This is a genomic window from Marinomonas sp. A3A, from assembly GCF_018336955.1.
GTDB lineage: Bacteria > Pseudomonadota > Gammaproteobacteria > Pseudomonadales > Marinomonadaceae > Marinomonas > Marinomonas lutimaris.
Map to the genome: position 1 here is coordinate 710,737 of NZ_CP025532.1, position 22,162 is coordinate 732,898.

Annotated in this window: 25 protein-coding genes; 19 read left to right on the plus strand and 6 right to left on the minus strand. The window is 42.7% G+C overall.

From position 1 onward, the window contains the following. The first annotated feature begins 8 nt into the window (after positions 1 to 8). Complete coding sequence (locus CYL31_RS03300) at positions 9 to 2,168, plus strand: tetratricopeptide repeat protein (protein ID WP_212917559.1); 2,160 nt, start codon at positions 9 to 11, stop codon at positions 2,166 to 2,168. Between the two features lie 10 nt (positions 2,169 to 2,178). Here CYL31_RS03300 and CYL31_RS03305 read toward each other — a convergent pair whose 3' ends face one another. Together CYL31_RS03305 and CYL31_RS03310 are read right to left on the minus strand one after the other, a co-directional pair. Beyond that, positions 2,179 to 2,466 carry a type II toxin-antitoxin system RelE/ParE family toxin gene (locus CYL31_RS03305; protein ID WP_212917560.1) on the minus strand — a complete coding sequence of 96 codons (288 nt, stop codon included), beginning with the start codon at positions 2,464 to 2,466 and terminating at the stop codon, positions 2,179 to 2,181. Then, positions 2,463 to 2,744, minus strand: coding sequence for a type II toxin-antitoxin system Phd/YefM family antitoxin (locus CYL31_RS03310; RefSeq protein ID WP_162623547.1), 282 nt, complete (start codon positions 2,742 to 2,744; stop codon positions 2,463 to 2,465). Before CYL31_RS03310 ends, CYL31_RS03305 begins: the two co-directional genes overlap by 4 nt. Positions 2,745 to 2,921: 177 nt before the next feature. On the opposite strand from CYL31_RS03310, the gene CYL31_RS03315 reads away from it, so the two are divergent. The 4 genes from CYL31_RS03315 to dhiA all read left to right on the plus strand — a co-directional run bounded on the left by CYL31_RS03315 (position 2,922) and on the right by dhiA (position 5,945). Beyond that, positions 2,922 to 3,152, plus strand: a complete 231-nt coding sequence (locus CYL31_RS03315) for a Trp family transcriptional regulator (RefSeq protein ID WP_110574998.1) — start codon at positions 2,922 to 2,924, stop codon at positions 3,150 to 3,152. Next, positions 3,149 to 4,564 carry an anthranilate synthase component I family protein gene (locus CYL31_RS03320; RefSeq protein ID WP_212917561.1) on the plus strand — a complete coding sequence of 472 codons (1,416 nt, stop codon included), beginning with the start codon at positions 3,149 to 3,151 and terminating at the stop codon, positions 4,562 to 4,564. The genes CYL31_RS03315 and CYL31_RS03320 overlap by 4 nt, the downstream gene beginning before the upstream one ends. A 7-nt stretch (positions 4,565 to 4,571) precedes the next feature. Beyond that, positions 4,572 to 5,234: an anthranilate synthase component II gene (locus CYL31_RS03325; protein WP_212917562.1), complete on the plus strand. Its 663-nt coding sequence runs from the start codon at positions 4,572 to 4,574 to the stop codon at positions 5,232 to 5,234. 183 nt (positions 5,235 to 5,417) lie between these two features. Then, positions 5,418 to 5,945 carry a type II toxin-antitoxin system antitoxin DhiA gene (gene dhiA, locus CYL31_RS03330; RefSeq protein WP_212917563.1) on the plus strand — a complete coding sequence of 176 codons (528 nt, stop codon included), beginning with the start codon at positions 5,418 to 5,420 and terminating at the stop codon, positions 5,943 to 5,945. On the opposite strand, the gene CYL31_RS03335 is transcribed toward dhiA, so the two are convergent. Then, on the minus strand, positions 5,946 to 6,140 hold the full coding sequence (locus CYL31_RS03335) for a hypothetical protein (RefSeq protein ID WP_212917564.1): 195 nt from the start codon (positions 6,138 to 6,140) through the stop codon (positions 5,946 to 5,948). It abuts the gene before it with no gap. Positions 6,141 to 6,143: 3 nt separating this feature from the next. After that, on the minus strand, positions 6,144 to 6,821 hold the full coding sequence (locus tag CYL31_RS03340; RefSeq protein ID WP_249411681.1) for an ElyC/SanA/YdcF family protein: 678 nt from the start codon (positions 6,819 to 6,821) through the stop codon (positions 6,144 to 6,146). Between the two features lie 202 nt (positions 6,822 to 7,023). Here CYL31_RS03340 and CYL31_RS03345 point away from each other — a divergent pair, with 202 nt between their 5' ends. The 11 genes from CYL31_RS03345 (at position 7,024) to CYL31_RS03395 (ending at position 16,862) form a co-directional block, all read left to right on the plus strand. Then, on the plus strand, positions 7,024 to 7,488 hold the full coding sequence (locus CYL31_RS03345; RefSeq protein WP_212917565.1) for a GNAT family N-acetyltransferase: 465 nt from the start codon (positions 7,024 to 7,026) through the stop codon (positions 7,486 to 7,488). 94 nt (positions 7,489 to 7,582) lie between these two features. Further along, the gene (locus tag CYL31_RS03350) at positions 7,583 to 8,212 is read left to right on the plus strand and encodes a LysE family translocator (protein WP_212917566.1); all 630 of its coding nucleotides are present in this window, start codon (positions 7,583 to 7,585) and stop codon (positions 8,210 to 8,212) included. Positions 8,213 to 8,232: 20 nt separating this feature from the next. Continuing rightward, complete coding sequence (locus CYL31_RS03355; protein ID WP_212917567.1) at positions 8,233 to 8,919, plus strand: GDSL-type esterase/lipase family protein; 687 nt, start codon at positions 8,233 to 8,235, stop codon at positions 8,917 to 8,919. Between the two features lie 151 nt (positions 8,920 to 9,070). Beyond that, positions 9,071 to 10,156, plus strand: a complete 1,086-nt coding sequence (locus CYL31_RS03360) for a TRAP transporter substrate-binding protein (RefSeq protein WP_212917568.1) — start codon at positions 9,071 to 9,073, stop codon at positions 10,154 to 10,156. Positions 10,157 to 10,221: 65 nt separating this feature from the next. Continuing rightward, entirely contained in the window at positions 10,222 to 10,761 is a 540-nt protein-coding gene (locus CYL31_RS03365) for a TRAP transporter small permease subunit (protein WP_212917569.1), read from the plus strand. Positions 10,762 to 10,794: 33 nt separating this feature from the next. After that, positions 10,795 to 12,084, plus strand: a complete 1,290-nt coding sequence (locus CYL31_RS03370; protein ID WP_212917570.1) for a TRAP transporter large permease — start codon at positions 10,795 to 10,797, stop codon at positions 12,082 to 12,084. A gap of 111 nt (positions 12,085 to 12,195) precedes the next feature. Further along, complete coding sequence (locus CYL31_RS03375; protein ID WP_212917571.1) at positions 12,196 to 13,551, plus strand: cache domain-containing protein; 1,356 nt, start codon at positions 12,196 to 12,198, stop codon at positions 13,549 to 13,551. Between the two features lie 23 nt (positions 13,552 to 13,574). Continuing rightward, on the plus strand, positions 13,575 to 14,207 hold the full coding sequence (locus CYL31_RS03380) for a response regulator transcription factor (RefSeq protein ID WP_212917572.1): 633 nt from the start codon (positions 13,575 to 13,577) through the stop codon (positions 14,205 to 14,207). A 17-nt stretch (positions 14,208 to 14,224) separates the two neighbouring features. Continuing rightward, on the plus strand, positions 14,225 to 15,073 hold the full coding sequence (gene dapF, locus CYL31_RS03385) for a diaminopimelate epimerase (RefSeq protein WP_212917573.1): 849 nt from the start codon (positions 14,225 to 14,227) through the stop codon (positions 15,071 to 15,073). 109 nt (positions 15,074 to 15,182) lie between these two features. Next, entirely contained in the window at positions 15,183 to 15,989 is an 807-nt protein-coding gene (locus CYL31_RS03390) for an endo alpha-1,4 polygalactosaminidase (protein ID WP_212917574.1), read from the plus strand. Between the two features lie 39 nt (positions 15,990 to 16,028). Further along, positions 16,029 to 16,862, plus strand: coding sequence for an AraC family transcriptional regulator (locus tag CYL31_RS03395; RefSeq protein WP_212917575.1), 834 nt, complete (start codon positions 16,029 to 16,031; stop codon positions 16,860 to 16,862). A 10-nt stretch (positions 16,863 to 16,872) separates the two neighbouring features. Here the strand turns inward: CYL31_RS03395 and CYL31_RS03400 are convergent, their stop codons facing one another. Next, complete coding sequence (locus tag CYL31_RS03400; protein ID WP_212917576.1) at positions 16,873 to 17,463, minus strand: LysE family translocator; 591 nt, start codon at positions 17,461 to 17,463, stop codon at positions 16,873 to 16,875. A 164-nt stretch (positions 17,464 to 17,627) separates the two neighbouring features. On the opposite strand from CYL31_RS03400, the gene CYL31_RS03405 reads away from it, so the two are divergent. Further along, positions 17,628 to 17,924 (plus strand): Dabb family protein, encoded by a 297-nt coding sequence (locus CYL31_RS03405; RefSeq protein WP_212917577.1) that lies wholly within the window; start codon positions 17,628 to 17,630, stop codon positions 17,922 to 17,924. 90 nt (positions 17,925 to 18,014) lie between these two features. Here CYL31_RS03405 and CYL31_RS03410 read toward each other — a convergent pair whose 3' ends face one another. Next, positions 18,015 to 18,704 (minus strand): type 1 glutamine amidotransferase domain-containing protein, encoded by a 690-nt coding sequence (locus CYL31_RS03410; RefSeq protein WP_212917578.1) that lies wholly within the window; start codon positions 18,702 to 18,704, stop codon positions 18,015 to 18,017. Positions 18,705 to 18,861: 157 nt separating this feature from the next. Between CYL31_RS03410 and CYL31_RS03415 the strand changes: the two genes are divergently transcribed. Together CYL31_RS03415 and CYL31_RS03420 are read left to right on the plus strand one after the other, a co-directional pair. Then, positions 18,862 to 19,755 (plus strand): LysR family transcriptional regulator, encoded by an 894-nt coding sequence (locus CYL31_RS03415; RefSeq protein ID WP_212917579.1) that lies wholly within the window; start codon positions 18,862 to 18,864, stop codon positions 19,753 to 19,755. A 183-nt stretch (positions 19,756 to 19,938) separates the two neighbouring features. After that, a complete protein-coding gene (locus CYL31_RS03420) occupies positions 19,939 to 21,801 on the plus strand; it encodes a methyl-accepting chemotaxis protein (protein WP_212917580.1) in 1,863 nt (620 codons plus the stop codon). The last annotated feature ends 361 nt before the right edge of the window (positions 21,802 to 22,162 follow it).

Sequence of the window (22,162 nt, forward strand, 5' to 3'; positions counted from 1 at the left end):
GTAACAGAGTGCTCACCTCTCTCATTCGTTTTGCTTTTATCACTTTTTTATTTTTCTCTGCGGCTGTCTTCTCGGCAGATAACGCATCAGTTTCTACAGAGCCAAGTGCTTCACAAGTTACGCCACAAAATACATCGAATACTCAACTTCCCGAATGGTTTTATCGAGAGTTAACGTCAATTCGCAAAGACGTCAGCGTGCTCGATGCAACGGGCGCATCGAAAGAACAAATCCAAGAATTGAAAGAACGAATTGGAAAAGTAGAAGTTCGCCTTGAAGAGTCTCAGTTACGAGTTGATGAGAAGCTAAATGAACAGAGTGGTCGTATTGGTGATTTAAAAGATTCCTATGATAGCTCTTTATCTCAAGTGTCATGGACAACAACTTGGTTTGGGATCGTTGCTGGGGTATTGGGTATTGTGATCGCTATTGTTGCATATGCTTTTAGCTGGAATGCAAGATTAGCAGCTATAGCAACTGCTAAGTTGGAAGCTGAGAATGCATTTGATGGATGGGTACAGAGAAAAGAAAATGAGTTAACAGAAAGGTTTGATATTAAACTGAACGAGCAGAGTAATCAGTTAAAAGAGCAGAAGGAGTATCATGAAAAAGAGTTAGAAAAAATGCGTGATGATATGGAAGAACAAGCTGCTGATAACGATATAAATGAAGCTTATTCTCTAGCAAATAATAAACGTATTGATGATGCTCTTCGTCGAATTAATGGTGTTATTCGAGGCTCTCTCAATAGTGATTTGTTAAAACATCAAATAGTGAATGCTAAAGCTCTGTTTTTCAAAGGACTAATTTTTGATGCTGGTAGTCAACCAGATAAAGAAATTAAAACTTATGAGAATTTAATAACTACGTATGAAAAATCGAATGATCTCGATATTCAAATGTATGTTGCTAGAGCATATATGAACAAAGCCATTACGTTAGGCCAATTGAATCGTTCAGAAGAAGCGATTGCGGTGTATGACGCGTTGCTGGAACGATTCAAAGACAGCGACGAACTGGCGCTACAGGAACGGGTAGCGACAGCACTGGTAAACAAAGCCATTAGATTAGGCCAATTGAATCGTTCAGAAGAAGAGATTGCGGTGTATGACGCGTTGCTGGAACGATTCAAAGACAGCGACGAACTGGCGCTACAGGAACAGGTAGCGAAAGCACTGGTAAACAAAGCCATTAGATTAGGCCAATTGAATCGTTCAGAAGAAGAGATTGCGGTGTATGACGCGTTGCTGGAACGATTCAAAGACAGCGACGAACTGGCGCTACAGGAACAGGTAGCGAAAGCACTGGTAAACAAAGCCATTACGTTAGGCCAATTGAATCGTTCAGAAGAAGCGATTGCGGTGTATGACGCGTTGCTGGAACGATTCAAAGACAGCGACGAACTGGCGCTACAGGAACAGGTAGCGAAAGCACTGGTAAACAAAGCCATTACGTTAGGCCAATTGAATCGTTCAGAAGAAGCGATTGCGGTGTATGACGCGTTGCTAGAACGATTCCAAAACAGCGACGAGTTGACGCTCCAGGAGCTGATAGCGACAGCACTGATGAACAAGGCTATTACGTTAGGTCATTTGAATTTTTCAGAAGAAGCGATTGCGGTGTATGACGCGTTACTAGAACGGTTCAAAGACAGCGACGAGTTGGCGCTCCAGGAGCTGATAGCGACAGCACTGATGAACAAGGCTATTACGTTAGGTCATTTGAATTTTTCAGAAGAAGCGATTGCGGTGTATGACGCGTTACTAGAACGGTTCAAAGACGATGATGAGGTCGTTATACAAAGACAGCTAGCGAGTGCTCTATGTAATAAAGCTGAGCTGGTACTTGCAGTAAAAGGCAAAGAGCAGGCGATAGAACCTATTCAAGAAGCTATTGGTTTCACCAAAAGTGGTTATCAACAGTATAGATCTGTTATGGAAATGCTGTATTTTATTGCTGGAAAGTCAACTGTAGATAAAGTCTATTTATATGTATTGGATATACCTAATGATGCTGAGTTAACTTGGGAATTTGAAAGTATCCGAGAGGTGATCGATACATTAGAACCTCCTCGCAAAGAACAAGTTGAAGCCTTTGCCCGATTCTTTGAAGATCACAAAGACAAGGCTAAGTTAAAAGAAGAGTTAGATCAGATTTCTAAACTCTAGTCAACTAGGGTTATAAATCATTTTCTGTGAGTATCTGTCGGCAGTTACGCACCGTTAATATTCGGATTTCGGTGCTGATTATGTAGATTATTCGATAGTTACCAAAAATGAGTTCACGGAGATTTGCTTTTTGTAACTCTGGGACAAGTCGTCCCATTTCAGGTTGGTGGCTGAGTAGATCTGTTTTATCGAATAAATCGTTTACCCATATCTCAGCTGCATTAGGATTATCTAGTGCGATAAAATCGGCAGCATGCCCAAGCTTTTCTATAGCGAGAGGTGACCAACTAACTTTCATTTTTTCAAACGTCCTAAAATTTGTTTTCTAGCTTCTTGATTCGAGATGCCTAATCCTTCGGCAAACTGTGATTCAGCAGTGCGTATTTCTTCGAGTAATTCTATCTTTTCTTGCATGGCTTCGTATTCAGCCACATCGAGCATGACAGCGACACCTTTGCCACGTTGTGTAATGAGCAAAGGGCGACGAGTTTCGTTAATTTGTTTAATAAATGAAGTCACACCAGAACGAAATTCTGATAATGGTTGTATGTCTTGATCTAAATTTATGCGGCTCATACATAATCTCATTTGTACGTTTATTTGTACAAACTATAGGTCAATAGTCGCTTATTAACAAGATGAAGTGTTTTTTGATTTGCCTAAACAATAATTCATTTCTATCTTGCTTCTCTTCTTTCAAACCTATATTGTACTAGTACGCGAATACAAACCTCCTTGTGAGAGTCGAATCCTATGAAAGATTTGGTCCAGTTTTTAACCGAAGCCGGTGATGATGTGGTGTTGGAGAAGCGCTTGAAAGCCTTGCTAACACCAAAAGAAATCAACGAGATGCAGCACAGGTTACAAATTTTATCTCTGTTGGAGCAGGGTGTTCCTCAGCGAGATATTGCGAAACAGTTGGGTGTGGGTATTGCTACTGTGACCCGTGGCTCCCGAGCATTGAAGGAATTAAAAGAGATATGAGTTCATATAATAAAAAGCCGCAGCGCATCACGCTGCCGCGCAAACCTAAGTATGTCACCATCAGTTCTGCCTGCGATTTTTTTGACTTGTTTAAGAAAGTCGAGAAGCGTTTTGATAACTGTTTTATGTTGGAATCCCTTGGTGAAGAGAGCTTCATTTCCCGCCATTCGATCATTGGTTTTGATCCTGAGAAATTGATCTGGGCAGAAGGCAAGCAGTTGTTTATCCAAGAGCGTGACGGCAGCACTGAGTCTTATGAGTCGGATAATCCGTATTATTTGTTGCGCGAGTTAGTGCCGCAAAATATTTTGTCACGAGGATTCGCTGGTGGTTTAACGGGTTATATCGGTTACGACAGCATGAATTACTTTGAGCCAACCTTGGATCTGCAGTCGAGTGAGATGTTCGACGCGTTTCGTTTTGGTTTGTACAAAGATGGTCTGATTCTGGACAAGATGACCGGCGAAGTTTTCTACTTTTATTACGACGACGATTCTACAGGGAATCGTGTGGAATTAGTGAACAGCATGATGGTGGAACCGACGCCAGAAAACGGCCCATTTGTAGTTCGTCCTGCTGGCGAATCGATGAGCAAAACTGATCATGCGAATGCGGTTGCCAAGGTGAAGCAAGATATCATCGAAGGTAAAATCTTCCAGTGTGAAGTCGGCTTTAAAAAATGGTTCGATATGGAAGGCGACACCATTAATTTGTACGAGCAATTGCGTGAAGTGAATCCATCCCCGCAAATGTATTACATCAAGTTTGGTGAGCAAAAAGTCATCGGCGCGAGCCCAGAATTATTGTTCCGTGTTCGCCAAGGGGAAATGGAAACATTCCCATTAGCCGGAACGGCGAAGCGTGGTAAAGATGCCGCAGAAGACACCGCCTTTGCGCGTGCTTTGTTGAATGATCCGAAAGAAATCGCCGAGCACAATATGATTGTCGATTTGCATCGCAACGACATTGGTCGTGTAGCGCGATTCGGTACAGTGAAAGTTCGTAGCTTGATGGACATTAAACGTTTCAGTCACGTTCAGCACATTTCCAGTGAGATTGTCGGCATTATGGCGGAAGATCACGATATGTTCTCAGCCTTGGCGAGTAACTTCCCCGCAGGAACCTTGACGGGCGCACCAAAAATCGAAGCCATGAAAATCATCGATGATTTGGAAAACGACGGTCGTGGCCCTTACGGTGGTGCGGTTGGGCAGTTCTCTTTTAACGGAGATTGTATGTTTGCGATTCCGATTCGTACTGTGTTTGCCAATGGCAACAAAGCCTATGTGCAAACCTGTGGCGGCAATGTGTATGACTCCAATGCCGAAGACGAATACGAAGAAATCCAACGCAAATTTGCCGGCACTAAACGTGTGCTAGACAGTTTCGCACCAAAAGCGAATCAGGAGTAAGGGAAGCATGAAAGTTTATATTATCGACAATTACGATTCCTTCACTTACAACCTGTATCAGTTTATTGGTGAAGTGTTAGAAACTGAGAAAAGCCGTGGTGAAATCGACGCGTTTGAAGTGATTGTAAAACGTAACGACGAAGTAACATTAGACGACATCCGTGCCGCCGCGCCAGATCGCATCATCATTTCTCCAGGACCAGGTTCCCCAGACGACAAAGCTTACTTCGGTGTGTGTGCCGACGTCATTCTAGAGTTCGGTAAAACCATTCCATTAATGGGCGTTTGCTTGGGAATGCAGGGGATTTGTCATGTATTTGGCGGCAAAGTAGTGAAAGCACCATTGCCAATGCACGGTAAAACCAGCCCGATTACTCACAACGGTGAAGGTATATTCCATGATATCCCAGACCAACTAGAAGTCATGCGTTATCACTCGTTAATCGCCGAAGCAGAAAGCTTTCCAGAGGTGTTGGAAGTAACGGCTTCTGTTGGAGAGTTAAAAGAAGCGGACTTCAAAGACATTGCCACAATTCACCAAGGTGGCAAGTTTGAACTGATGGGCGTTCGTCATAAAGAGTACCTAATCCAAGGGATTCAGTTTCACCCAGAATCCTTCGCTACCGAAGGCGGCAAAGACCTGATCAAAAACTTCTTGTTTCAGGTTTGATTTATTAGAAATTCAGTACCTTTGAAGTAATAGAAAAGCAGTGCTCAGAAATGGTCGCTGCTTTTTTTGTTTGTAAAATAATTTTGTCTCTTTTGAGAGACTCACCTATAGTTTTAGATATCAACTCATGCAGATGTGGAATAAAGCTGTGAAGGGTCAGAATCCGGGGAAATTGGAGGATTTATGTTAAAAATTATTGATGTTGATTGGGTTAAAGATCACACCTTAGCATTAACCTTTAGTGACGGATTTGAAGGTGAGGCAGACTTATCGGATTACTTTTCAAAACCACCATTTGCTAATGAGAAAGACTTTAAACGCTTTGCTTTAACAGCAGATGGGGCCTTGAATTGGAATGGTAATGAACTGACTGCGAGCACATTACGAAGCATCGTAAAAGGCGCTTATCAGGCTGCTGCTATGCGGTTTGATGTAGAGCAAATGGAAGAGGTGATTAAACAGGCGTCATGGGACTCTATGAAAGAAGGTCGTCCAGATATTTTGCAAGCCGCTATTCGTTCCTATGTTGAGTTATTCGGACACAGTGTCGTGATTGCAAGAGCGGATATTAAAAGCCGAACCAGTGCTTATCGATCTCTTAAACCTGAAACTAAGCCCAACTTTGCCACCTTGGTACAACTTGCTCATGCAGTGATTGAAATTGCTAAAGAGAGAGTTGGGGAATCGTTGCCGAACTCGGTTACTGTTTAACTATAAGTTCTTATTCCTAGCACGAACTTTTGCCTTAAAATCTTCCATCTGAACATTGGCTTCTTCGTTCGACACAAATACAGCAAGGCCGTTTTCCATATTCTCGAAAGCGGCGTTTATTTGCTGTATCAACCAAGTATCGTGAGATATTAGGTCATCTCTCTTATCCGCTTCAAATGTCATTTTAGATGCCATTGCTTACTCCTTAATCCATTGCCAGCCACGTCCAAGCCATTCGTAAAAGGCGCGTTGGCTTTTGTAGGCGGCGGTGGCGTCGATTTGCCAGTCGCTTTTTTCTGAGCCTAAGTACAAGGCTGGCGCTGGGATGATGTTGATGCCGGCTTTTTCGAAGAAAATAGACGCACGTTTTAGATGTGAGGCTTCGGTTACCAAGGCTGCGCGTTTCCCTTCTAGATAAGGTTTCATGCTGTTGGCTTCCTCTTCGGTATCTTTTGGTTTTGGAAACATTTTGATCCTTTGTGCTTTTACACCTAGCTCAATTGCTGCGTCTCGCATTTTTTGTGCGTGGCCACCGAAACCAGAAACAAATAATTGAGCAGTTGGGGTTGCATTTAGTATGCGTATTCCTTCTTCTAATCGGTAAATTGCACTTCTACCAAGTTGCATAACGGCAGGCGTATTAGGAAGGTTTTGATGTCCACTGCCGAGGACGATAACGACATCAACAGCTTGCTTAGTATCAAATACTGGGAAGTCATGTTCTACCGTCGCAATCAGAGTATTGGCAACGGGGTTCCAGCTAGTGAGTCCCAGCGTGAATATGCCGCACAACAAGAAAAACCGAGCAATTTTCGGCCATTTCTTCATCAGTATAAAAGCGAGACACATAGCCAGCAAAGTGAGAGGAATTGGCATGAGCATCATGCCTATGATTTTCTTGAGGTAAAAAAGAACAATGCCCACTGTGCTATCTCTTTAATAATGTCGTTTTAGAGTGCAGGGATCATAAAGGAGTATGGTTTTGCCTTAAAGCTTAAAAGGGTTCTATTAAGCTTTGTTTTTCAGGTTGTTTTGTCGGTATTATTTTGCTTTTGACATTCTGATGTAAGGACACGCCATGTTTTCCGTTCGCCCTGCCGATTTCCCACAAGACAATGACAGTGTGTTAGCTATCTTTCGTGAGTATATAGCGTCGGCTCCGGTGAGCTTGGATTATCAACAGAATGAACAAGAGTTTGTTGCTTTGGAAGGTAAATACTCACTTCCCAATGGTGTTGTTTTACTTATCTGGAAAGACAATGAAGTCGTCGGCTGCGGGGCTTTTCGTCGGGTTGATGCGCAAATTTGCGAAATGAAGCGAGTCTATATTCGGCCAACAGAACGTGGTCATCGTTTGGGCGAGAAATTAGTCACTGAACTTATGTCTTGTGCCCAGGAAAATGGTTATCAGCGTATGTGTCTTGATGTGTTAGCAGATTTTGAAACCGCGAGACGCTTGTATGTTCGCTTGGGTTTTGAACCTTGTGATCCAGTGAGTTACAACCCAATTCCTGGAACGCATTTTTTAGGGTGTGATTTGTAACTTGTGTCTCGCCTGTTTTTTTTGAGTGTTTAACGATTGATCTTTGCTGTCGTCTATGGATTGATAGATATCTATTAAAGAAGGAGAAAGTTCCATGTCGATTGAAGTTTGGCTCGCCTTTGTTGTTGCGTCTATTACCATGCTGATCATTCCTGGCCCAACAATTTTGGCTGTGATTGCGAATTCTGTGGCACATGGTCGCCGAGCGAATATTCCATTGGTTGCTGGTGTCGCGCTGGGGGATTCTACTGCGTTATTTGCCTCTTTAGAGGGGTTAGGCGCTTTATTTTCTGTGTCGGCTTTTTGGTTTACTGTGGTGAAAAGTATTGGTGGTTTATACCTTTTGTACTTGGGTATTAAGTTACTCAGATCTGGCACTTCAGCAATGAAAATACCGTCTTCAGATATATTGGTTTCTAAATGGCGACTCTTTTTAAACACTTACATTGTTACTGCATTGAATCCCAAAGGCATTATCTTTTTTGTGGCCTTTTTGCCGCAATTTGTTTCTCACCAAGGCAATACGACAGAACAGCTTTGTATTTTGGCGTTTACCTTCGTGATGTTAGCAACTCTGTCTGCTTCTATGTATGCTTTTTTTGCCCTTAGAGCACGTACGCTTCTCTCTTCTGAAAAAGCTATGCGGGGTTTTAATCTGGCTGGTGGCTCCTTGATGTCGATTGCAGGTATCTGGGCTTTATTTGCTAAACGCACAGTGTCTTAATTATGAAAGAGGCGAACACGATGACAAAGAAATTGCCACTGGCCTTGCAATCGGCTCCACAAGAAACTATTTGGTGGTTGCCTCGTCATGAAGAAAAATTAGCTGAAAAGAATGCCATGGAGCGAGTGGATCTGGTGTTTCTTGGGGATTCCATCACACAAGCTTGGGAGAAAGAGGGCGCGGATGTTTGGCAGGCTTTTTATCAACCAAGGCATGCACTGAATTTAGGGTTCAATGGCGATAAAACTGAGAACGTTTTGTGGCGATTAGCTCATGGTGAAATCGATAATATTCAGCCTAAGTTGTTGGTTTTGTTGATTGGAACCAACAATGCGGGACACCGCATGGATAAAGCCGAAGACACAGCACTTGGTATTCAAACGATTTTGTCCGTACTGGCGGAGAAATTGCCTCAGACCAAAATTTTGCTGTTGGCGATTTTTCCCCGTAGTGCGAAACCCATGCAAAAGCTTAGAGTGCTGAATGAGGAAGTTAATCAAATTATTAGTCAATTTGCCGACGATAAAAACGTCTTTTTTCGCAATATCAATTCTGTGTTTTTGGATGATGAAGGGCGAATTACCAGTGATGTTATGAATGATTTTTTGCATCCTAATGCCAGTCAATATCAGGTTTTTGCCGATGCAATAGAACCTTATATCGTTGAATTAATGGAAGAATATCGATTTATCGATAAAAAACCTTAATTCACTTATAGGTATTAATACTTACTCGTCTACGTAGTTGCCGATTTTTAGGTCGGTATTCGTACGAATTGCTTGCACTTTCTATACGCGCGATTATCATTCTTGATCTACCTTAAATAATAAAAAATAAAACTACAGGATGATAAAAACGATGAAATCCTTAAAACTTACAACTCTTGTTGCTGCAACCGCAGTGGCATTAAGCGCCTTCTCTTTGCCTGCTATGGCAGCGGAAAAAGTCTATAAATTGAAAATGGCCGAAACTTGGGCGACGAACTTTCCTATCTTTGGTGATGCACCAAGAAACATGGTTCGTATTGCTGAAGAAATGTCTGGCGGCCGCCTTAAAATCACCATAGATTCTGCTAACAAACATAAAGCGCCTTTGGGTGTGTTTGATATGGTGCGTTCTGGCCAATACGACCTAGGCCACTCCGCGTCGTATTACTGGAAAGGTAAAGTCCCTAATACCGTTTATTTCACCACCATGCCTTTTGGTATGACCGCGCCAGAGCAATACGGCTGGTTCTACTATGGTGATGGCATGAAGTTGATGGAAAAAGTCTATCAACCATTTGGTTTGTTGTCCTTTCCTGGTGGTAATACTGGCGTACAGATGGGCGGATGGTTCAGAAAAGAGATCAATTCTGTTGAGGACTTACAAGGTCTGAAAATGCGTATTCCAGGTTTTGCTGGCGAAGTATTAGCAAAACTAGGAGCAAAACCAACCAATATTCCACCTGGAGAGCTATACACAGCGCTTGAGCGTAATACGATTGATGCGCTTGAATGGGTTGGTCCTTCACTTGATTTGCGTATGGGTTTCCACAAAATTGCGCCTTACTACTACACTGGTTGGCATGAGCCAGCAACGGAACTTCAGTTCCTTGTGAACGAACGAACTTGGAAAAAGTTACCAGACGATCTTCGTGAAATTCTACGCGTAGCTATGAAGGTGTCGGCTTATGATATGTATATTCAGAGCTACCATGAAAGTGGTGTGAACTGGGCGACGATGAAATCTGAGTACCCAGATATTCAGGTTAAAACCTTCCCACAACCTGTTCTGAACGCAATGAAAAAAGCCAACGACGAACTTTTGACGGAAGAAGCGGCGAAAGATCCATTGGCGAAAGAAATTATCGACTCTCAGGCTGCGTACATGAAAACAGCACGAGTTTGGTCGAACATTTCTGATCGCGCTTATCTTGAAAGCGTTGACCGTTTAGATCAATAAAACCTCTGACAGGGCGAGTGAATACTGAGTATGACCTCGCCCTTTGTCTTTTCTAGGAGTTTGTTATGTCATTAATCACCCTAGAACGAGGTATCACTCGTTTTTCGAATCTATTGGGAATCCTCTCCACCATATTATTTATTGGCTTGTTATTTAACGTTTTTTACGACGTTCTGATGCGCTATGCCTTTAACGATGTGTCGATTGGTATGCAAGAGTTGGAGTGGCATTTATACGCTGCGATTTTCTTATTAGGGATTCCTTACGGTATTCAGCATGGTGGCCATGTACGTGTAGATTTGATCTACGAAAACCTCTCTATCCGCGGTAAAGCTTGGATAGATTTGTTTGGTTGTGTCGTGTTTCTAATGCCTTTTACCTTGTTAGTCGGTTATTACGGAGTGGGTTTTGCGCATGAGGCTTATGCCCTTGGTGAAACCAGTGGTGATCCCGGTGGTTTGCCTTATCGTTGGATTATTAAAGCGGTTATTCCTGTTGCCTTTTTCTCTATGGCGATCAGTGGATTAGGAATGATTATTCGCTGCATCAATGTGCTGCGTGGTGTGAGTGAAGAAGGTTTTTCACATCCGCCTATTCAACATTAATTCTTGTCTCCATTTTAAGCTTATAGGTTATTTATGATTGGAATAATCATGTTTTTTGTTGCCCTAGTATTGCTTTTACTGGGGTTCCCTGTGGCCTTTACCTTTGGTGGTGTGGCCTTGATTTTCGGCGTCTTTGCCGAAGGTTTTGATATGTTTGCTTTTATGCCGTTCCGCATTCAAAGCTACATGGAAAATACCGTTATGATGGCTGTGCCTTTGTTTGTATTTATGGGCATAGTGTTACAAAAGACTAAGTTAGCAGAACAATTATTAGAAGCCATGGGCAAACTGTTTGGTGGTGTTCGCGGCGGCTTGGCGATTTCGACTATTTTAGTGGGTGCGTTATTAGCTGCATCAACCGGTGTGGTTGGCGCGAGTGTGGTGGCAATGGGACTAATTTCCTTGCCTGTGATGCTGAAATATAAATACAGTAAATCTTTAGCCTGCGGCACGATTTGTGCGTCTGGTACCTTGGGTCAAATTATTCCACCATCGATTATCTTGATTATCTTAGGTGATGTTCTAGGTATTCCAGTCGGTGACCTTTTTCATGCTGCCTTGTTTCCTGGCATGGTGCTGATTGGTTGCTACATTGTTTATATCCTGATCTTGACCTTCTTAAAGCCTGAGCTAGCGCCAGCTATGCCACAGGATTTGGATAATGAAACCCGTGCACAGCAAATTCGTAGCGCGTTAAAAGCGATTATCCCGCCACTTGCCTTGGTATTGATCGTATTGGGTTCTATTTTTACAGGGATTGCCACACCGACTGAGTCTTCTGCGTTAGGCGGCATGGGCGCGATTGTATTGGCGCTTATTTACCGTCAATTTAGCTGGAAAATGCTTTATGACAGTGGCTTGGAAACGGTAAAAGTTACGGCAATGGTATTTGCTATCTTGATGGGTGCAACAGCCTTCTCTATGGCGTTTAGTTACACAGGTGGCGATGCGATTGTTGAAGAAGTGTTATTAAATCTTCCTGGTGAAAAATGGGGCTTTATCATCTTGGCGATGGTCGCCATCTTGATCTTGGGCTTCTTTATCGACTTCGTTGAGATTGCGTTTATCATCGTGCCTATTTTGGCTCCTGTTGCCGAAGCATTGGGTGTCAATATGGTGTGGTTCGCGATCTTGATCGCGATGAATTTACAAACGTCGTTTTTAACCCCGCCCTTTGGTTTTAGTCTATTCTATTTAAAAGGGGTTGCACCCAGTTCGATACGGACAATGGATATTTATAAAGGCGTTATACCCTTTATTTTGATTCAGATTCTAGTTCTGGCAAGTATTATGGTCTTTCCTGAATGGTATGGAATGGGTTAATTACTTAGACGCTAAGATATAAAATAAAGCGGGTTTTTACCCGCTTTTTTGTTATTTTAGGAAGACTAAACAGTTTGGCTCTCTGAAAATAATAAAAAAAGGTCTTTTGTTGTGGGGTTAAAAAGTAAAATTATTTTACTTGCTGTTGCGCCTTTAATTGTCGCTACAGCAATCATTACTTATCTGGGTTTTCAATCTGCTCGTGAGCTGGCGTCGCAAGAGCTATCTATTTATGAATACAATTTAGTAGATGCTAAAAAATTAGCTTTGAAAAATCACGTTAATATTGCCATGTCAGCGATTCGTCCTGTGCTAGAAAATAAACAGTTAGATGATGCTGAAGCACAGTCTCAGGTGAAAAAAATCCTGGCTGGCTTGAGTTTCGAAGACGATGGTTATTTCTTTGCTTATGAAATGTCTGGGGTGAATCTAGTCCATCCTAAGCAACCGGACTTCATTGGTAAAAACCTATGGAACTTTCAGGATCGCTCGGGAAATTTCTTGATCCAAGGCTTAATTCGCGCGGCTCAAGCGGGTGGTGGTTACCATAGATATATTTGGGAAAAGCCGCCATTAATGAAGCAAGAAGATAAAATTGGGTACGTTGTCGCCATTGATCGATGGAATTGGATCATGGGCACCGGGCTGTATCTTGATGATATCTACGCCGAGTTGGCAAAAACTAAAGCCATCATGAATGATAACATTCAGCGTAGTTTCTTTACCGTAATTGCCGTGGTTGTGGTCACCGTCGTACTGGTAATTTTATTAGGCTTGGCGATTAATCTTCATGAGCATAAATTGGCGGACTCAAGATTAAAAGAGCTGGCTCAGCGCTTTATGCGTTTGCAAGTGAATGAAAGGCGCGGATTTTCCCGTGAGCTTCATGATGGTATTAATCAGTTATTAGTGAGTTGTAAGTTTCGAATAGAGCTAGCGGAAAATAAATTAAAGCGCGACCATGGAAAAGAGGTGATTCATCAGGAATTAGCCAAAGCGAGTGACTTGATCAATCAAACTATCAGCGAAGTTCGGCAGATTTCCCATAATTTACGGCCAACCTTGTTGGATGATTTAGGTTTGGATACGGCGTTACAGGCCCTAATTGATCAATTTATGGAGCGAACGGAAATCCAGGTTATATATCGTTTTGATGTATCCTCTAAATTACCAGATGAAATAGAAATTACGGTTTATCGTCTTACTCAAGAATCTTTGACTAATATTGAAAAGCACGCGCAAGCTAAGAATATATCGCTACAAGTATTGCAATCTCACCGACATGTAATGTTTGAGTGTGTGGATGATGGTGATGGTTTCTCGAAAAAATCAGAGCTGTCTTCCGGGATTGGTTTAATTAATATGCGTGAGCGAATTGAGTTAATTGGTGGTGATTTTATGTTGGAATCACAGCGCGGCAAAGGCACGACAGTGCATGCGTTATTGCCTCTTGAACAAAGATTGTAATCAGTTAGGAAAGCGTGACAATAATGACAAAAAATATCCGATTAATTTTAGTCGATGATCACATGTTGGTGTTAGATGGTCTTCAAGCTCGCTTGGAGTTAGAAGGCAATATCGACATTATAGCAACCGCATCGAATGGATTGGATGCCTTAGAAAAAGCCAAAGAAACACAGCCAGATTTGGTTCTTATGGATGTTTCTATGCCCGTTTTAAATGGGTTAGAGGCGACCAAGCGATTTAAAGCAGAACAGCCCAATGTGAAAATCTTGATGCTGAGTATGCATAATGACAAAGAGTATATTTTGTCGCTGATTCAGTCTGGTGCGAATGGCTACGTGCTAAAAGACGTGTCTTCAGAAGAATTAGTACAAGCCATTAATACCGTGCATCAAGGCGGTACTTATTTTAGCTCAGGAGCGTCTGATTCACTGTTTTCATTGGGCGCTTCTCCCAAGCAGTCGGATGACTTAACTAAGCGAGAAGTTGCTGTACTGAAAGCTTTGGCGGCAGGCTTATCTAATAAAGAAATCGGCCAATCCTTGAATATCAGTGTGAGAACCGCCGAAACCCATCGACAAAATATTAAAAACAAGTTGGATATTCATACCTCTGCCGGCTTGATAAAATACGCTTTAGCCAATCAGTTAATTGAATAGCCAAAGGAAGTAAGGCAATGGATTTTCGTAAGTACCATGCGCTAGGAAATGTGTATTTAGTGGTCTCACCAGATGAGTTTCCTGATGAGCCTGCCGCTTTGATCATTAAAAATATTTGCCATAAACATTATGGTGTAGCGTCAGATGGCGTATTGATCGGTCCATTTCCTTCAAATATTGCAGACTTTGGGTTACGTATTTTTAATCCAGATGCCAGCGAAGCAGAGAAAAGCGGTAATGGCTTACGAATTTTTTGTCGTTCACTATGGGACCAGGGCTTGGTGAAAGACAAACCTTTTACTATTGAAACCAAAGGTGGCGTGGTCAAAGCACAAGTGTCTGACAATGGACAGCGAGTGGATGTGGAAATGGGCAAAGTGTCTTTTCTTAGCCAAGACATTCCAGTTTGGGGTGAACCTCGCGAAGTCTTGTTAGAAAACCTTAATGTGATGAGTCTGAATCACATCTATAGCGCTGTCACCATTGGCAATCCCCATTGCGTTATCTTGGCTGAGTCGCCAACTGAAACCATGGCAAAAGAGTTTGGTCCCTTGATTGAGACACATCCTAATTTTCCTAATCGAACCAATGTGCAGTTTATGCAAGTGATTGATCGTAATCATATTGTGATCGAAATTTGGGAGCGTGGCGCTGGTTATACGTTAGCATCTGGCAGCAGCAGTTGTGCAGCCGCTGCAGTGGCATACAAGTTAGGTTTATGTGACTCGTCCATCAAGGTGATGATGCCGGGTGGCCAGATAGATATTGAAATTAGCGACGATTTTCGGGTCAGTATGAGTGGTGGCGTGACATCTGTTTGTCATGGCAGTATTTCTAATGAGTGCCTGTCTCAGCTGTTCCACTAGAATCTAAGCCATTAGATTGAGAGCCTTTCACCTCATAACAGAGTAGAGTGGGTGCTTGCGGCAAGACCTGTCGCGGGCTTTTTAGCCTTTTGAGCATATGGAGTCCACTATGCGCGTTCTAATTTTTCCATTCTCTATGTTGAGTGTGCTGCTTTCGTCTCTCTTTTCCCCTCTTTATGCGGCGGATGATTGGTATCGTCCACCGGTTTCTGCGACCTGGCAATGGCAGCTCGATGGCGTCGTTAACGAAGGTTATGACGTGGACTTATACGACATTGATTTATTTGATTCGTCTGTTGAGCTGATTCAACGCCTGCAAGCATCGGGTAAAAAAGTTATTTGTTATTTCTCTGCTGGTTCATACGAAGATTGGCGACCTGATGCAGCAGACTTTGCCGACAAAGATTTGGGCAAAACCTTAAGTGGTTGGGACAATGAACGTTGGTTAGATATTCGCTCTAGCGATGTGCGTGAAGCCATGATGAGACGTCTTGATCTAGCTGTCTCAAAAGGCTGCGATGGTGTTGAGCCAGACAACGTGGACAGTTATCGAACAAATACGGGTTTTTCGTTTCGAGCCAATGATCAGTTAGATTATAATCGTTTTTTAGCGGCAGAGGCTCATAGTAGAGGCTTGGCGATTGGTTTGAAAAACGACCCTGATCAGGCACGGGCACTGAGCAGTGACTTTGATTTTGCCATCACTGAGCAATGCTTTGAATACTCCGAATGCCGTTCTTATTCCAGCTTTATTAAAGCCGGTAAACCCGTATTGAATGCGGAGTATCGTCGCATTTATGTGGATGATGAATCAGAGCGTAATAGCGTATGCAAACAATCAGAACGCTTACAGTTCAGTACCTTAGTGCTGCCTAAAGCGCTGGATGACACGTTTCACTTCAGCTGCTTACCGTAAATTATTTGACCTAAACGGCTTGATTGATAGGAAGATAAGATGACACCTTCTACCCATCCGGTTTTTTGGCGAGATCCGGCTTTGCCTTATGTCGAACTGCGCCAAGTATTGGATGGCAGAGAGGTGAGCTATGCGCCGCATTCTCATCAAGAATGGTCGATTGGTGCCATTTTGGAAGGTCAGAGCGAATTCCGCTGTGCGGATCGCTTACACTGCGTTGAGCGTGGGGCTTTGGTGATGATGAATCCAGATGTGGTTCATGCTTGTAATCCTCGTCAAGATTCTCCTTGGGCTTATTACATGATGCATTTAGACAAGGATTGGTTAGCGTCCTTATTGTTCGCCCATGGCATTAGAGAAGCTCAAACTTGGCGAGATACTCTGGGTGATACTTTATTATCAGCTCAGGCTTATCAGGCATTTGTAGAAGTATGTGAATGTCTAATGGCTGCTCATTTTTCGTCTATAGAAAAAGGCCAAAGGCTAGAAGCTGTGCTGGTGGACTTGTTCACTGAGTTGGATGCGAATAACATCGAATCTTCCACGGCTTTACCTGTGAATAACTTATATCAAGTGGCGGACTATTTGAATCAGTACTGTTTGCATGATACCTCGATTGATCAAATTAGCGCCGAGTTTGGATACAGTACTGGTTATTTGGTTCGTGCGTTTAAGCGCCATTTTAATATGACGCCACATGCTTATCGTTTGAATCGTCGTATTCAACTTGGTCAGCAAGCCTTGAAGCAAGGTCAAGCCATTGTTGATGTGGCACAGACTATTGGCTTTAGTGATCAAGCGCATTTTCAGCGGGTATTTAAACAACGCGTCGCGGCAACGCCAGACCAGTATCGCCGTTCAGTTTCTTCTTAGGTAAGGTCAGTTAGACTAGAATCATCACACAACTACCTGCCAGTAATATCGCCAAGGTTTTATTCATTAAGCGCATTTTGTCGGGGCTTTGAAAATACTGTCCGAGTATTTTTCCTATCCATACCCAAATCCCCAAAGACAGCCAGCAGATTGGCAAATACAGGCTGGCAAAAATCATTACTTCCATTGCTTCTGCATTGGGAATATAAGCCGCAATACCTGATAGCGAAGCCAGCCACGCTTTTGGATTGAGCCATTGCATAATAGCTCCGGTCATAAAGGTTGGCGCCTTGCTGTGTTTGTCAGAATTCAGTTCGCCATTGTCAGTGAATAACTGATAACTCAGATACAGCAGAAAGGCGATACCGAACCATTGCAGCACTTGGGTGATCCAGCTTAATTGGTCGATTAAGTAATGAAGTCCAAAGCCGATCAGCAAAAACAGCACAATAAAACCGAGCGTCGCTCCCGTTACAAAAATAAGCCCCGTTTTGATTCCATAGCGAGCGCTGCCACTTAGCGAGACAAGGTTCACCGGACCAGGTGACAAAGACGCCGCCAAGGCAAACAAAGACATAGAAATGATTAAAGAGAAAGTCATCAGATGTTCCTAAGAAAATAATCAACAGGCGTTCACTATCGTTTTTTAGGATCTTGGCGTATTGAACAAAATTGACCTTTTAAGGATTGTTCACTGTTCGCATGTTTTTCGTTGGAGGAGCGGAGTATGATTTTGTTAAATCATTTATTTAAACAGGAGTCCTTATGATTCGACATGTATTGTTTATCAAGTACAAAGAGCAAGCGACCGCGGCAGATATAGCAACGTCTATGGCTAACTTCGAGAAAATAAAGAGCAAGATCGATGGCATTGAATCGGTTGAATGGGGCTTAAACAACAGTCCAGAAGGGCGCAATAAAGAGTATACCCATTGTGTGTTTATGACCTTTGTGGATGAAGCCGCTCGAGATGCTTATATTCCTCACCCAGAACACGAAGTATTAAAAGCACAACTAGGGCCGATTTTAGAAGACATTATTGTTTTCGATTACGCGTTATAACGCCTTAGTTTCACTGACGATAAAACAGAAAACCGCCTCAAGTTATCTTGAGACGTTTTTTTTATACTTTCACCAATTGGCTAGTAGGGCTTATTTATTTAAGTGAGCCAATAGTTTTTCAGCCACTAGTTCAGAGCTGGCAGGGTTCTGACCTGTGATCATTAAACCGTCTTGAACAGCAAATGGTGTCCAGTCCGCTGTGTTTTTGTAATCTGCACCGCGTTTTTTCATTTCATCTTCTAACAAGAAAGGCACAACTTCTGTTAATTGCACGGCGGCTTCTTCGCTGTTAGTAAAACCAGTCACGGTTTTACCCTTGATGAAGTACTCACCGTCTGCGTCTTTAATGTTCAAGAAAGCGCTTGGTGCGTGACAGACAGAAGAGATTGGCTTGTCGGCTTTAATAAAGCTTTCGATCAAGGCAATAGACTCTTTGTTTTCAGTCAGATCCCAAAGTGGACCGTGGCCGCCCGGGTAAAAGATGGCATCGAAGTCCTCTTGTTTCATATCGCTCAATTTGACTGTGTTAGCAATTACGTCTTGCGCAGCCTGATCTTTATAGAAGCGCTCAGTTGCCTCGGTTTGTGCATCTGGCGCTGTGCTGTTTGGATCAATTGGCGCTTGGCCGCCTTTTGGCGTAGCGACAGTGATTTCTGCGCCAGCGTCAAGAAATGCGTAATAAGGTGCAGCGAATTCTTCTACCCAAAAACCTGTTTTGTGACCTGTGTCGCCCAAATCCGAATGGGAAGTAAGTACGACTAGAATTTTTTTACTGCTCATAAGAGGCTCCTAAATGTTTGAATGAGTTGTGTTATTAACTTGTGATTAGTCTATCTAATTAATCGAATGAGTGTAATGGAGTTTTTTTTGACTTCATTGATCTAATAATTGATACAATTAATCTAGTTTCCGTTATCTATATAAAAGAGTCGTCACTATGGAAGTCTCCTTTGAGCAGTTAAAAAGTATGGTGGTGTTTGCCCAAGTAGTGGAGCAAGGCAGTTTAACGGCCGCCGCCAAATTCATGGGAATTTCCCGTGGTGTGGTGAGTTATCACCTAAAAAAGCTAGAAGAGCAGCTTGGCGTAAAACTGCTGAATCGTACCACTCGATCCTTGTCATTGACGGAAACAGGCGAAGCTTATTATCAGCGTTGCCGAGCCATTGCTTTTCAAGCTCACGAAGCGAACCGACAGATAGAAAAAGCCAAACAAGAGCCAGAAGGGAAGTTGAAGATCTCTTGTCCAGTCAATTTGGGCTTGCAAGTAATTGTGCCCGCGCTGAATGAATTTCGGAGGCTTTACCCTTTAATAGAATTGAATGTTTCCCTAAGTGATGAAGTAGTTAATATCATCAAAGACGGTGTTGATCTGGCAATTCGAGGTGCGCCCTTATTAGATTCTGGTTTGCAAGCCAGCAAGTTAAAGACCTTTGAGACCTGCTTGTGTGGCTCGCCAGAGTATTTTCGCCGTCGCGGCAGGCCAACTAAGCCCGAAGAACTTTATGACCATGATTGGGTGGTCTATACGCCCGCAGCAAATACCGTACACCTTAGCCAAGGTTCTAAGTCGTTTAGCTTGTCTGTGCATGGCGCGGTGAGTACCAACAATGCGGCAGCGAGGACAATATTTTTAGAAGGCGGTAACGGCATAGGACGCATTCCCATGTACGACGCGTTACCGCGTATTGCTAATGGTAGTTTAGAACGAATTTTACCGGATTATAAATGCACAGGCATTGATGTTTACGCGGTTTTTCCGCCCGGAACCGCAGAGTCTAAAAAGTTGCGCTTGTTGCTGGATTTTTTAAAAACATCTTTTGCGAAGTTTTGATGAGCAGATATTTTTCTGTAACAAACCTCGGTTAGCTTTGTTATTTCCTGTGACGTTTATTATGGAATTGTGCGAATCGAGGATCTTCTATTTTTATTGATCTATCATACGAATAGATGAATAGATGGAATTAATTTTAGTGTAAGTAAAGGATCGTTTTCTTTTTAATGATAGGAGCCAATTGTGCTCATTAAACAAAAATTAATTTTAAATACCGTCTTGTTAGTTGTTGCGCTCGTCGCCATGTTAGGGCTTTTTTATAATACGCAGAGCAATCTAGAAAAGCTAAACTATGCCAAGAATCTTGTCGTACACCAACAAGTGAATATGCTGACCTTACGTCGTAATGAAAAAGATTTTCTGGCGCGTCTTGACCTTTCTTATGAAGTAAAATTCAACGAGACAATGACTTCTCTTTTTGCAGATCAAACATTACTTGAAAGCGTAATGAATGAGTTTGCTGTCGATACTAATACTTTGCTGGAGCTTACCGACGATTTTAAAGAGTATCAGACAGATTTTACCTCTGTTGTGACGGCTTCTAAAGAATTGGGCCTAACACCAGAGACGGGACTGCAAGGTCAGCTTCGTGGAGCGGTACATAATATTGAAAGCGAATTATCTGCTCTGAACCAAGATGCGTTACTTGTGACTATGTTGCAGCTTCGTCGACATGAAAAAGACTTTATGTTGCGCAGTAATCCTAAATATATTACCTCTTTTAATAAAACCTTAGATCAGTTAGAAAGTAACTTACGCAGTGGCTCACTGCCAGCAGATAAGATTCAGCTATTAATATCTCTTTCCGAACAATATCGAACAGGCTTTAACCAATATGCGGATGGCAAAAAAGCCTTAGGTTTGACCAGTAAAGAAGGCAAACTACTGGCAATGCGTGAGTCTATCCATAAAACCGAAACGGCACTCGATTCACTGGAAGCTCAGTTAACGTCGGTTATTCAAGCCAAAACATCCTTTGCCATGATGATGACAACTATTCTTTGTGGCGTCATCATTGTTGTTGGAGTGTTTGTTGCGTGGATTATTAATCGTACGATCAATTCGGCATTGAATACCATCCAAACAACGATGCGAAATATTCAAACCACTCACAATATTGGTTTACGTGTCGATTTGCCGGCGAAAGATGAGATTGGTTTTGTTGCTGCCAGTATTAACGATATGTTGACGGATTTTAGTAGCGTCATTGCTAACGCAAACCTCACTGTACAAGAGATGAATAGCACGACAATTCAGTTGTCGCAAAATGCAGCCAGAACCTCAGACGATGCACAGAAACAGCGAGCAGAGACAGATATGGTTGCTGTATCGGTCACTGAAATGGTGGGCACAGTGGAAGATATTTCCCGTAGTATGGAAATGGCTGCGGCGAAGGCTCATTCAACGCAAGAAAATGCACGACAAGGGCAGTCTAAAGTGAACTCTGCGATTGATCGTATTCGTCAGTTGTCAGATAGACTGGAAGGCTCGGTCGAAACCGTCAGTGCATTAGCAAAAGAAAGCGAAAGCATTGGCACTGTGTTGAACGTTATTCAAGGTATCGCTGAGCAGACCAACTTACTGGCGCTTAATGCCGCGATTGAAGCCGCTCGAGCGGGTGAGCAAGGCCGAGGTTTTGCTGTTGTTGCCGATGAAGTACGTGCCTTGGCAAGTCGAACTCATTCTGCCACGGAAGAGATCTCCGATATTATTGTTACTTTACAAGAGCGCACCAAGGGCATTGTGGCGCTGATGGAAAATTGCCGTCATGATGGTGTGTTAAGTCGTGATGAAGCGGCGACTACTGGAACTGTACTTGAGCAAATTATTCTTGATGTAGAAGAAATCTCGGCAATGGCGGGCTCTGTATCAACCGCAATTGAACAGCAGACCATCGCAGCCAACGAGATTAGTAAAAACGTCGACACAATACGTGAAATCACGGAAGACACGTCAGAATCTGTCGCGTTGAACTCTAAGGCGAGTCAGGCTATTGCAGATCAAGCTGAATCGTTGAACCGTAGTATTTCAATCTTTAAAGTGTGACTCAGTAATCGTGGCTTAATGTCGATTAAAGTAGAATCACTATTAGTATCTGTAACCTGTGATCGCAGGCCTAGGGAAGGTGCGAACAAGTCCTCTTGCCTCAGCATGTTGATAAAAGCCTGTTATTCGAGACGAGTACCGAATGTGAATAGTGGTTCTATTTTCGAGGTGCTCAACAAAGAATACAGGCTTTTAGACCATGCCCTGCGGGTCTTTCAGAGCTTACTATTAAAAGTAACAGGCCACATGTCGTTGCGACTCTTTGAAAGGTACCTACATTCCTTCAGAGCCGCGCCTTATCTGACGATTTCTCTGAAAGACTGAGGCTTAGTAGACTTATTCGCACCTTCCCTAGCTATTA